General features: G+C 66.4%; 11 protein-coding genes and 1 tRNA gene. 7 read left to right on the forward strand and 5 right to left on the reverse strand.

The features are described 5' to 3' along the window. Positions 1-27: 27 nt before the first annotated feature. The 5 genes from MWU77_RS02690 to MWU77_RS02710 all read right to left on the reverse strand — a co-directional run bounded on the left by MWU77_RS02690 (position 28) and on the right by MWU77_RS02710 (position 4,143). Positions 28-693: a hypothetical protein gene (locus MWU77_RS02690; protein WP_169687778.1), complete on the reverse strand. Its 666-nt coding sequence runs from the start codon at positions 691-693 to the stop codon at positions 28-30. Positions 694-875: 182 nt separating this feature from the next. Beyond that, positions 876-1,505: a DUF2461 domain-containing protein gene (locus MWU77_RS02695; RefSeq protein ID WP_169687777.1), complete on the reverse strand. Its 630-nt coding sequence runs from the start codon at positions 1,503-1,505 to the stop codon at positions 876-878. Positions 1,506-1,538: 33 nt separating this feature from the next. After that, the gene (locus MWU77_RS02700) at positions 1,539-2,516 is read right to left on the reverse strand and encodes a ribose-phosphate diphosphokinase (RefSeq protein ID WP_169687776.1); all 978 of its coding nucleotides are present in this window, start codon (positions 2,514-2,516) and stop codon (positions 1,539-1,541) included. Beyond that, positions 2,513-3,991, reverse strand: a complete 1,479-nt coding sequence (glmU, locus tag MWU77_RS02705) for a bifunctional UDP-N-acetylglucosamine diphosphorylase/glucosamine-1-phosphate N-acetyltransferase GlmU (RefSeq protein WP_169687775.1) — start codon at positions 3,989-3,991, stop codon at positions 2,513-2,515. The genes MWU77_RS02700 and glmU overlap by 4 nt, the downstream gene beginning before the upstream one ends. Positions 3,992-4,071: 80 nt before the next feature. Continuing rightward, positions 4,072-4,143: transfer RNA gene (locus tag MWU77_RS02710), tRNA-Gln, on the reverse strand. Positions 4,144-4,352: 209 nt separating this feature from the next. Here MWU77_RS02710 and MWU77_RS02715 point away from each other — a divergent pair. The 7 genes from MWU77_RS02715 (at position 4,353) to MWU77_RS02745 (ending at position 12,298) form a co-directional block, all read left to right on the forward strand. After that, a complete protein-coding gene (locus MWU77_RS02715) occupies positions 4,353-4,946 on the forward strand; it encodes a TetR/AcrR family transcriptional regulator (RefSeq protein WP_054715858.1) in 594 nt (197 codons plus the stop codon). A gap of 204 nt (positions 4,947-5,150) precedes the next feature. After that, entirely contained in the window at positions 5,151-5,789 is a 639-nt protein-coding gene (locus MWU77_RS02720; RefSeq protein ID WP_247272871.1) for a ScbR family autoregulator-binding transcription factor, read from the forward strand. 9 nt (positions 5,790-5,798) lie between these two features. Then, a complete protein-coding gene (locus tag MWU77_RS02725; RefSeq protein ID WP_169687772.1) occupies positions 5,799-6,128 on the forward strand; it encodes a helix-turn-helix domain-containing protein in 330 nt (109 codons plus the stop codon). Between the two features lie 18 nt (positions 6,129-6,146). Continuing rightward, positions 6,147-6,773: a PIN domain-containing protein gene (locus MWU77_RS02730; RefSeq protein WP_247272872.1), complete on the forward strand. Its 627-nt coding sequence runs from the start codon at positions 6,147-6,149 to the stop codon at positions 6,771-6,773. 83 nt (positions 6,774-6,856) lie between these two features. After that, a complete protein-coding gene (gene mfd / locus MWU77_RS02735) occupies positions 6,857-10,513 on the forward strand; it encodes a transcription-repair coupling factor (protein WP_247272873.1) in 3,657 nt (1,218 codons plus the stop codon). Positions 10,514-10,520: 7 nt separating this feature from the next. Then, entirely contained in the window at positions 10,521-11,183 is a 663-nt protein-coding gene (locus MWU77_RS02740; protein WP_247272874.1) for a MazG family protein, read from the forward strand. Between the two features lie 221 nt (positions 11,184-11,404). After that, positions 11,405-12,298, forward strand: coding sequence for a glycosyltransferase family 2 protein (locus MWU77_RS02745; RefSeq protein WP_240959045.1), 894 nt, complete (start codon positions 11,405-11,407; stop codon positions 12,296-12,298). The last annotated feature ends 1 nt before the right edge of the window (position 12,299 follow it).

Consider the following 12,299-nt stretch of genomic DNA (forward strand, 5'->3'; position numbering starts at 1 on the left):
GCACCCGAGACCGAGACGGCGGAGTGTCTACTTCGCGGCGCTGAGCCGGGCCTTCTCCAATGCGGCGAGAGTGCGTAGCACCGTCGCCTTCTGCTTCTCGAGGTCGCTGCGACGAGCACGCGCCGCGAGACCGGACTGCTCGGCGACCAACGCGAGTTGTGCATCGATCGTGGAGAGCTGATCGAGCAACACGAGTGCGCGGCTCTGGATCTCGTCCAGGTCGACGCTCTTGGTCGCTGGGGCGGCAGCGGGAGTGCGGCGCGGGGCCGACGAAGCCGAACCCGACGAGCCGGATGCGGAGCGCGTCTTCGTCGCGGCGGGCTTGTCGGCGACGATGGCTGCGGCGCGCGGACGCAGCGCCTTACGGACGAGCGCGGGGTCGGGCTGCTCGGCCAGCCGAATGTCGTTGAGCGCGCGGCGTGCATCGCGTGCAGCAACCCGGTGCTCGTACTCCTCCTCGTCGTCCGACTGCAGGGTTCCGCCGATCGGGCGCAGACCGTACGTGCCCATGAACCGCCGGGCCTCGTCGATCACGGATTCGTGGCGGAGGCAAGTGGCGCAACGGGGTTCGTTTCGGAACTCTTCGACCGAGTCAGTGTCGCCGCACCACACGCAGGCGCCGGGCGACCACCTTCGCGCAATCCGATTTGTCGGGGTTTCCATGGGGGCCTCGAGAGTCTGCGCGTCGATCACGAGGAGCCACCTTAGGTCAAACCCCCGGGGCTCCGTCGGCCGGGGTCCGATCCGACCTGCACTGTTCCGCGGCGGCGTGACGAAGATCATCCGTGCACGTGCGGCGACGGCCGGATGACGTGAGGATGACGACAAAGCATTGCGCCGCACGGTATTTGCATACCGACCGGTTTGCTCGGTGGTCAGATCGCAGTTGCAGCGGTGAGCCACTGCACGAGTGGGCGGAAAGCACGCCACGCGTCACGAACCTCGTCGAGAGTGCGCGTGCTGTCGAGCCACGGCGGCGACACATCGGTGCGGCCGGCGTGCAGCGCCCTGTGCCGAAGCAGTTCGATGCGCGGATGATCCGCGGAGAAGCCGCGGGGCCGGGTCTTCAGCCGGTCACCACCGATCTCGTAGCCGGTGCGGGTCAGACGGCGCACGAGCGTGTCCAGTCGGGCACCGCGGCGCTCGTCGTCGATCGCGGAGCGTAAGGCCGCGAGCTGAGCAGAACTGCCGTGATAGAACCCTCCGGCGATCCGCAATCCCGCAGCGTTGATCTCGACGTAGAACCCGACCCCGGGCCCGGTGGCGACGTAGCCGCCCTGGTGGGTCTTGTACGGGATCTTTTCTTTGCTGAACCGGACATCCCGGTACGGACGGAACACCTTGCCCGGGCCGAACTCGTCTTCGAGTTCGCCGAGCAGCGCAAGCATCGGGCCGCGCACGCAGTCGTCGTAGACGGCCTTGTGCGCGGCCCAGTATGGCTTGCTGTTGTCGGCCTCGAGATCTTCGTAGAAGTCCAGCGCCGCGACGGGGAATCCTGAGAACATCCCGTCAGTGTGCCGTGCCGGTGACGCCGGGTGTCAGGCGACGCCGTTGAAGAGCGACGTGACGGAGCCGTTCTCGAACACCTCGCGGATCGTCTGCGCAAGCAGCGGCGCGATCGAGAGCACGGTGAGCGAATCGAACTGCTTCTCCGGCGGGATCGGCAGCGTGTTGGTGACGATGACCTCCTGGGCGCCGCACGCGGCGAGGCGCTCGGCGGCCGGGTCGGACAGCACGCCGTGTGTTGCGGCGATGATGACGTCGCCCGCACCGGCCTCACGCAGGATCTTGACGGCGCCCGCGATGGTGCCGCCGGTATCGATCATGTCGTCGATGAGGATGCAGGTGCGTCCTTCGACCTCACCGACCACGCGGTTCGACTTCACCTGATTCGGCACCAGCGGGTCGCGGGTCTTGTGGATGAACGCCAGGGGAGCGCCACCGAGGGTGTCGGCCCACTTCTCGGCGACACGCACGCGGCCGGAGTCGGGGGAGACCACGGCGATGTTGTCGACGCCGTACTTACCACGGATGTACTCGGCGAGCTGGCCCTGCGCGTGCATGTGATCGACCGGGCCGTCGAAGAAGCCCTGGATCTGGTCGGTGTGCAGGTCGACCGTGATGATGCGGTCCGCGCCTGCGGTCTTGAGCAGGTCGGCGATGAGGCGGGCCGAGATGGGCTCGCGACCGCGGTGCTTCTTGTCCTGGCGCGCGTACGGGTAGAAGGGCAGGATCGCCGTGATGCGCTTGGCGGAACCACGCTTGAGCGCGTCGATCATGATGAGCTGCTCCATGACCCACTCGTTGAGCGGGAACGGGTGGCTCTGCAGAACGAATGCGTCGGAGCCGCGGACGGACTCCTCGAACCGGACGAAGGTCTCGCCGTTCGCGAAGTCGCGGGCGGTCTGCGGGGTCAGGGGGACGCCGAGTTCCTTAGCGACCTGCTCTGCCAGCTCGGGGTGTGCCCGGCCGGAGAAGAGCATCAGGTTCTTCTGGTTGTCGATCCAATTGGTCACTGGTCCTGGCCGTCCTTCTGACGCTCGTTTTCGTGCTGTGCTTGCTGTGCTTGCGACGCTGCCTCGGCAGCCGCGGTCCCAGCGCGGTTTCGCTGGACCCACCCCTCAATATTGCGCTGTGGCGCACCCGACACCGCGAGTGCCCCCGGCGGAACGTCGCGACGCAGCACCGTCCCGGCACCCGTGTAGGCCCCGTCACCGACGTTCAACGGCGCGACGAACATCGTGTCGGACCCGGTGCGGACGTGGGATCCCACCACGGTGCGGTACTTCTCCACCCCGTCGTAGTTCACGAACACGCTCGACGCGCCGATGTTGGAATGTTCGCCGATCTCGGCGTCGCCGACGTAGGTGAGGTGGGGAACCTTCGAGTGGGCGCCGATCTGCGCGTTCTTGGTCTCGACGAATCCGCCGAGCTTGCCGTGCGCGCCCAGTTCGGTGCCGGGGCGCAGATAGGTGAACGGGCCGACGGTTGCGTGCGCACCGATGGACGCTCCGGAGCCGTGGGTACGAATCACGGATGCCCCCGAACCCACCTGAACATCGGTGAGTGTGGTGTCGGGGCCGATCCGGGCGTCCTCCGCGATCATGGTGCGTCCGCAGAGCTGGACGCCGGGATGCAGGGTCACGTCGGGAGCGAGAACGACGTCTACATCCACCCACGTCGTCGTCGGGTCGAGGACGGTCACTCCGTTGCGCATCCAGCGCTCGAGGGTGCGACGGTTGAGTTCCGATGTCAGCGCGGCGAGCTGGACGCGGTCGTTGACACCGGCCACTCGGAGCGAATCGTCGGTGTGTACTGCGCGGACGACGTCGCCGTGGCGGCGCGCGATGCCGATCACGTCGGTCAGGTAGAGCTCACCCTGTGCGTTGTCGGTGCTCAGCTCGCCGAGCGCCGTCCGCAGCCGGGCGGCGTCGAATGCGTACACACCGGAGTTGACCTCGGTGATGGCGCGCTCGGCAGCGGTGGCGTCCTTCTCCTCGACGATCGAGGCGACGTCGCCATCGGTGGTGCGGATGATGCGTCCGTATCCGGTGGGTTCGCTCACCGTCGTGGTCAGGACAGTGACCGCAGCGGGCTCGGGATCGGTGTGGACCTGGAGCAGTTCGCCGATGGTGTCGGCATCGAGCAGCGGCACGTCGGCCGCGGTAACGACGACGGTGCCGGCGAAGTCCTCGGGGAGTTGCGTCAGGCCGCACTGGACGGCGTGGCCGGTTCCGTTCTGGGCGTCCTGGACCGCGAGGGTGATGGTGCGGCCGAGTTCGTTCGCGATGTCGGAGACGGCAGCCTCGACGCGTTCCCGTTCGTGCCCGACCACCACGACGAGGTGGGTCGGATCGATTGCGGACGCGGCATGCAGGGAATGCGAGAGCATCGAGCGGCCGCCGAGTGCGTGCAGGACCTTCGGAGTCTTGGATCGCATTCGCGTTCCCGCTCCGGCGGCCAGGACGATCATCGCGGTCTGCACTTGCATGTAGCTCCCTCGGCGCGGCGTGCGTGCGCACGCCCCGACGACGTGCGCACTGGAGCTCGTGGCTCCGGCAAATGTCCCCGCTCCGCCGCCAGGACTCGAACCTGAACTATCTGAACCAAAATCAGAGGTGCTGCCGATTACACCACGGCGGACTGCGACACCCTCGGAGCCCGAGCTCCGAAGTATGCGTCCCCGATCTTCGCATGCGACCGCACGAACGTCGAATGTGGGGGCCCGATCCGCGGGTGTCGCTAGGGTGGCACCGAGCAACCGAACGACGGTCTCGGTGTGATGCGTGAGGAGAAGGAGTCAGGTGTCGCGATCATCGCAACCCCCGGTCGAACGGAATCCGCGCACCCGCATGACCGGCACCCAGCGGCGGGAGCAACTCATCGAGATCGGCCGTGCCCTGTTCGCCGAGCGGGGATACGAGGGGGCGTCCATCGAGGAGATCGCGCAGCGGGCGCAGGTGTCCAAGCCGGTCGTGTACGAGCATTTCGGAGGTAAAGAAGGCCTCTACGCGGTAGTCGTGGATCGGGAGATGACGATCCTGATGTCGATGGTCACCGAATCCCTGACGCGCAACCGGTCGCGCGTCCGCGTCGAGCGGGCTGCTCTCGCCCTGCTCACCTACATCGAGGAACGCACCGAGGGCTTCCGCATTCTGGTGCGTGACTCGCCGATGGCGGCCGAGGAAGGCACCTACTCGAGTTTGCTCAACGAGGCCATGCGTCAGGTCGGCCAGTTGCTCACCGGGGACTTCTCGCGGCGGGGCCTGAATCCCGAACTCGCGCCGTTGTACGCACAGGCACTGGTGGGCATGGTTGCGACGACCGCCACGTGGTGGCTCGACGAGCGGACTCCTTCGAAGGAAGTGGTGGCCGCGCATCTGGTCAACCTGTGCTGGAACGGATTGACCCGGCTCGAGGCCGATCCGACGCTCGGAACCGACTGAACCACTGGACGAATGTTCATTGAAGTGCGCCGGTTTTGCGCCCTATGTGGCATGTATGCGGTCTGTCCTGGGGTGTTACGGTAGGCAAGACGTCGTCTATGAGGGGCGACATCGAGGTGCATGTGAGGCATACTTGCTGATTTCGTACCTGCCGTCGGCTTCGCTGGCTCAGCCGACACGGTCATCGAGCGAGGAGGCGGTGGAATGGGGCGCCAGGTTCGGGCGGAAGTAACGCGCGAAGCGGTACTCGGTGGCGCAGCGGAAGTCTTCGTGCGCCTCGGGTACGCCAATGCGAGCCTCAACGAGATCATCGATGAAGCAGGCGTCACCAAGGGCGCGTTGTACTTCCACTTCGGTTCCAAGGAAGAGCTCGCCCGCGGTGTGATCGATGCAGGCTGCGAACGATTCGCCGCTGTTGCGCGCAGCAAGATGGAACAGCGCGCGCCCGCACTCGAAACCGCCATCGAAGTGTCCGTCCTCAACGCCAGCCTGTCCGAATCCGACCGGATCGTGCGGGCGATGTTCCGGCTGATCGTGGAGATCGGTGACTACCACGGCAACGAGGTAGCCCCGTTCGGCTCGTGGTTCACGTCCATGCTCGAGCTCATGCAGCGGGCCCACGACGAAGGCGACCTGGAGCCCTCGATCCACGTCGAGGCGCTGGCGTATCTGCTCCTGCAGTCCCTGATCGGTGCGCGCACCGTGGCCGCCGCACTCAGCAGGAACGAGCAACTGACCGAGCAGATCGAATCGATGTGGTCGATCATGCTGCCCGCGCTCGTACCCGCAGACAAACTCGGCTATTTCCTCCAGTTCGTGTCGCGGCGGTTGCGCGTCTCGTAGGGTCGCGCTGTGAACTTCGGACCCTTCGGCGCGAAGCAGGCCCCGAGCGCACTTGCGCGCGTCATCGACGAACTCGGCCCCGACGCCGCGATCACCTTCTCGGCGGTGCCTGCACTCTTGACCGTCGGGCAAGCAGCGGAGGTCCTCGGCAGTTCACGGCATCATGTCGCACGACTGATCGACTCCGGCACCCTGCCCGCAGAGTTCCACGGCCTGCACCGCAGGGTGTCGCGTGCCGATGTGCTGGCCCTCGCCGAGCGGCAGAGCCGGATCCGCACCGAGGTGCTCGACAGCCTCGCCGAACTGTCTCGGCGAGAAGGCCTGTACGACGAGTTCTGACGAACTACGAAAGAGGGGGTGGCCGTGCCGGTCCGGGTGGTACTGGGGGCGACTGCGCTGGTCCGGCCACGAGTTCGTGACATCGCGTTGGCTTTTGCCGAAGACGGCCACTGCCAACCCTTCTGGAGTGACGGCATCATTGCGGAGGTCGACCGCCGGCTTCCCGCGGATCTGTCCCGCGCGACACGGGACTACCTGTTCGCCGAGCTCGAGCGCGCGTTCCCCGAGGCACGGGTGACGTGGCCGGCGACCGTGCTGCGGGAGGTGCCGTATGTCGTCGACCCCGCGGAGACACACATGATGTCGGTGGCGTTGCTCTCCCACGCCGACGCCGTGGTCACCCAGACTCCCGCCCTGGCCGATGCCCTCGAGCGGGTCGACGTCGAACCGTGGACCGCGGACGCATTCGTCACCTTCGTTCTGGACGCGGCTCCCGAGGCTGCGCAGCGCACCCTCCTTTCACTGGTGCGGCGCCGTTGGCTGCCATCGCAGCCCGACGCGTCGTCGTCTGCTGAGGCCGCCCCGGCCGATGCTCCCACCGACGCCGAACTGCTCGGTCGGCTCTCGGCATGGGCGGGGCGGGAACTCGGTCCCAGCTGCGCCGGGCTCCTCGCCGCCTATGCGGACGAGGCGCGCTTCCGGTAGCGCCGGGCCCTGGCCGTCCACACATGTCACCCCTACGGCATAGACTTGTCACGGTTTTCGTCTCACACTCAGGAGCGCTTTCCTTGTCCGCTGTGTCCCCGGCCGCCACCCCTCTGTCCGGATTGGCGCGGATCGCGCTGGCCGACGACCAGTTCCGGAAGGTTTCCGAACTCGCCGGATCCGCCGAGCAAGCACTGGTCGCGCCGCCAGCGGTGCGTCCGTTCGTCGCCGCAGCCCTTGCGGAGAAGGCCCCGCTGCTCGTGGTCACCGCCACAGGCCGCGAAGCCGATGATCTCACCGCCGAGCTCACGGAGATGCTCGGTGAGTCCGTCGCGCAGTTCCCGTCGTGGGAGACCTTGCCGCACGAGCGCCTGTCGCCGAGCGCCGACACCGTGGGTAAGCGACTGCAGGTGTTGCGCCGGCTGGCACGCCCCGACGACCGCGACCTCGGCTCCGAACTGCGCGTCATCGTCGCGACCGTGCGTTCTCTCGTGCAGCCCATGGCGCCCGGCCTCGGTGAAATCGAACCCGTGACCCTGCGGGTCGGCTCCGAGCACGACTTCGACACCCTCGTCGAACGGCTTGTCGAACTCGCCTATGCGCGCGTCGACATGGTCGGAAAACGCGGTGAGTTCGCTGTCCGCGGCGGCATCCTCGATGTTTTCCCGCCCACGGCCGACCACCCCGTCCGCGTCGAATTCTGGGGCGACGAGGTCACCGAGCTGCGGCCGTTCTCCGTCGCCGATCAGCGATCGATCACCGACGTCGAGGTGCCCACGGTCATCGCCACCCCCTGCCGCGAACTACTGCTCACCGAGACCGTCAAGGAACGCGCGGCGCAGCTCGCGAAGGACAATCCGGCCGACGCATCGCTGGTCGAGATGCTCGACAAGATGGCAGGCGGTATTCCTGTCGAGGGCATGGAGGCGCTCCTTCCCGTCCTGCAGCCCGGCGAACTGCAGCTGCTCACCGACGTATTGCCCGCCGGTACGCACGTGTTGCTGTGCGATCCGGAGAAGGTCCGGACCCGCGCGACCGATCTGATGCGCACCGGGCAGGAGTTCCTGGAGGCATCGTGGACGGCCGCATCGATCGGCGGTGCTGCACCCCTGGATGCGGGCAACCTCAAGGGCGTCGACGGCAAGCCGATGGATCTCGCGGCGTCGTCGTACCGGTCTCTGCGGCAGGTCCGCGAAGCCGCGCAGGCGAACGGCACCCCGTGGTGGACGCTGTCGCCGCTCGCGTCGGGAGCCGACACCGAAACGGTGCTCGATGTGCAATCGGCACCCGAGGTGCGCGGGTCCGAGGACCTGCTGTCGATGCTGTTCGTGAACCTGCGGGCGCACGTCACCACCGGTGGTCGTGCCGCGATCGTCGTTGCAGGCACCGGCACCGGGCTGCGTATTCTCGAGCGGCTCAAGGAGAACGAGGTCCCCGCGGCCAAGCTCGAACCCGGAGCCGAACCCGTCCGCGGGCAGGTCGGGGTCATCAAGGGTGCGCTGCACGAGGGGATCGTCCTCGCAGGCAACGGCGACAACCAGGTCCCCGGCCTCGTGCTGGTGACCGAAGCGGACCTCACCGGCAACCGTGTCACTGCGGTGGAAGGCCGCAAGTCCCCGGTCAAGCGTCGCAACCAGGTCGATCCGCTCGCGCTCACCGCCGGTGACCACGTGGTCCACGACCAGCACGGTATCGGTCGTTTCGTCGAGATGGTCGAACGCACTGTCGGCGGCGCCCGCCGCGAATACCTTGTGATCGAGTACGCCGCGAGCAAGCGTGGCCAGCCGGGCGACCGATTGTTCGTCCCGATGGAATCACTCGATCAACTCTCCCGCTACGTCGGCGGTGAACTGCCCGCGATCAGCAAGCTGGGCGGTTCCGACTGGGCCAACACGAAACGCAAGGCCCGCAAGGCGGTTCGAGAGATCGCAGGCGAGCTGGTTCGACTGTATGCGGCGCGTCAGGCGTCGCCCGGTCACCAGTTCGGCCCCGACACTCCGTGGCAGAAGGAGATGGAGGACGCCTTCCCCTTCACCGAGACACAAGACCAGCTCACGGTCATCTCCGAGGTCAAGACCGACATGGAGAAGCCGGTGCCGATGGACCGCGTGGTGATCGGTGACGTCGGATACGGCAAGACCGAGATCGCGGTACGCGCGGCATTCAAGGCAGTGCAGGACGGCAAACAGGTTGCGGTGCTGGTGCCCACGACACTGCTCGCGCAGCAGCATCTCCAGACGTTCACCGAACGGATGGCGGCATTCCCGGTGACGGTCAAGGGCTTGAGCAGATTCACCGACCCCGGCGATTCCAAGGAAATTCTCGCGGGCATGGCCGACGGTGAGGTCGACATCGTCGTCGGTACCCACCGTCTCCTCCAGACCGGGGTGCGCTGGAAGGATCTGGGCCTCGTCATCGTCGACGAGGAGCAACGGTTCGGCGTCGAACACAAGGAACACATCAAGGCGCTCCGCACCCACGTCGACGTGCTCACGATGTCTGCGACACCGATTCCCCGCACACTCGAGATGAGCATGGCGGGGATCCGCGAGATGTCGACGATTCTCACCCCGCCCGAGGAACGGCACCCGATCCTCACGTATGTGGGCGGGTACGCCGACAAGCAGGTGGCTGCCGCTATCCGCCGCGAGTTGCTGCGCGACGGTCAGGTCTTCTACGTCCACAACCGGGTCAGTTCGATCGATAAGGCCGCCAAGAAGATTCGCGAACTCGTCCCCGAGGCGCGGGTCGTGGTGGCGCACGGGCAGATGAACGAGGACACCCTCGAGAAGACCGTGCAGGGGTTCTGGGAACGCGAATTCGACGTGCTGGTGTGTACCACGATCGTCGAGACCGGACTCGACATCTCCAATGCCAATACTCTCATCGTCGAGCGTGCCGACGCGCTCGGCCTGTCGCAGTTGCATCAGCTGCGCGGCCGTGTAGGGCGCTCCCGCGAGCGCGGCTATGCCTACTTCCTCTATCCGCCCGAGAAGCCGCTCACCGAGACGGCGTACGACCGGCTCGCGACGATCTCGCAGAATTCCGATCTCGGTGCCGGTATGGCGGTCGCGATGAAGGACCTCGAGATCCGCGGCGCCGGAAATGTGCTCGGTGCCGAGCAGTCCGGCCACGTCGCGGGCGTCGGTTTCGATCTGTATGTGCGGCTCGTCGGCGAAGCAGTCGAGGCGTTCCGCGCCGCTGCCGATGGCACTCCGATCACGACGGACGAGGCACCGAAGGAGGTGCGGGTCGATCTTCCGGTGGACGCCCACATCCCCGCCGACTATGTCACCTCCGACCGGTTGCGGCTGGAGGCATACCGGAAACTTGCCGCTGCCTCCGACGACGCGGCAATCAGTGCGGTGATCGATGAACTCGTCGACCGCTACGGTCCGCTGCCCGAGGAGGTGTGCAGACTCGTTTCCGTCGCGAAGCTGCGGTTGCTCGCGCGTGAGTACGGGCTCGAGGAAGTGGCGGTCACCGGCACGCAATTGAAGATCTCGCCGATGGAGCTTCCGGACTCGAAGCAGATGCGGCTCAAGCGCCTCTACCCGACGGCGCAGTACCGTGCCACGAGCGGCATCGTTCAGTTGCCGCTCCCGCGGACCGGCGGGATCGCATCCGATCGTGTGCGCGACGTCGAACTGCTCCAGTTCATCGCCGATTTCCTGCTTGCGATGGACGGTAAGCCGCAGGGGTCGGTGGATGTGCGAGTCGAGTCCGGGGCGCAGGTGTGAGCCGGCGATGACGGACACCGGGGACGCTCTGGGTAGAGCCGCCGAGGTGATGGACCGGCTCTGGTCCTTCGGCGGGTGGGAGGTCGCTCAGACGCACGAGAGCCTGCGGCGGTATCTGGTCGAGGAGACCTACGAGGTTCTCGACGCCATCGAGTCCGGTGATCCCGACTCTCTGCGTGAAGAACTCGGAGACCTGTTGCTGCAGGTGCTGTTCCATTCGCGGATCGCGGAGGCTGCGGGGGAGTTCACCGTCGACGACGTAGCCGCGACACTCGTCGCGAAGCTGGCTGCACGCAGTCCGCACCTGACCAACGGGCACACCGGTCCACTCGACGTCGCCGAACAGGAGGCGGCGTGGGAGGCGGCGAAGGTGGCCGAGAAGGCGCGACCGTCGTGTCTCGACGGCATCGCCATGGCGCAACCCGCGCTGGCACTGGCCGACAAGGTGCTCGAGCGGGTGCGACGGGCGGGGTTGCCCGACGACCTTGTGCCGGATGGTCTCAGGTGCGTACGTGTCGGCGACTGCGGCGACACGGAGTCGGTGTTTCGCGCGGTCGTCCTGGAATTCGTCGCGGACATTCGTGCGGCCGAGGTCTCCGCAACGGGCGGCGGCGGTCAGGCCGGCCCACCACTCGATGCCGAGGCGTGGCGTCGCCACTGGCGTCGCTGAGTTCGATCCTAACGAGCCCGCGTTCGTCGAGGTAGCGAAGACGTAGAGATTTTTTCTCTCTTAAAAACAAACTCAAATACTGTTTTATGGCCTACTATCGTATCCACGACATGTTAATCACCGGGAAAGGCAAACTCCGGTCACCGAGTGTCGGGTTCGGACCAGCGGAATTTGCCACACGCGCCGGAGAGCGCCGTGCCCAGAGCAGATCGGAGTCCAGCATGACCCAGGTACGCCCGCCCAACGGGCTCGTGACCGGTGCGCCATCGGAGCGGATGGTCGACCCAACCGAACATTTCCGACCGGGAAGCCCCGCTCGATCGTCCAACGGCGTCGCCGGTACTGCGCGTCACGATCTCGTCGATGCTGCTCCGCCCGCGCAGAGACCCACCGTCAGCCTGATCATCCCGGTCAGAAACGAAGGACGGAACATCGCCTGGGTGCTCGAGCAGATCACCGACGACATCGGCGAGATCATCCTGGTCGACGGGAACTCGACCGACTCGACCCTCATCACCGCCAGTAGCTGCCGATCGGACATCAAGGTTGTGCCGCAGGAAGGCACCGGCAAGGGCAGCGCGCTCAGGACGGGATTCCTTGCGGCATCCGGCGACATCATCGTGATGATGGATGCAGACGGAAGCATGGCGCCCCAGGAGATCCGCCACTACCTGTACTTCCTCAACAACGGATTCGACTTCGTCAAGGGCTCGCGGTTCATCGTTGGTGGCGGTTCGCTCGACATCACCCCCTTCCGCCGACTCGGCAACCGGTTCCTGCTCACCGTCTTCAACACTCTCTACGACGCCGAACTCACCGACCTGTGCTACGGCTTCTGCGCATTCCACCGCCGCTACCTCGAGCTCTTGTCGCTTTCCGCGTCGGGATTCGAGATCGAGGCCGAAATGGTGGTGCACGCGATGCAGGGCGGTCTGCGCGTGGTCGAGGTTCCGAGCCTGGAAATGCCGCGCCGATCCGGCAAATCGAATCTCCACGCTGTCCGTGACGGGATCAGGGTGTTGCGCACCGTCCTCCGCGGACACAATTCCGGGATGTCCGGCTACGTCGCCCAAGCCCTGTCCCGCGGCGGCGCCCCCGAGCTCGCGAAGGAATGAG

It is taken from the genome of Rhodococcus sp. F64268 (assembly GCF_023015605.1).
Classification (GTDB): Bacteria; Actinomycetota; Actinomycetes; order Mycobacteriales; family Mycobacteriaceae; genus Rhodococcus.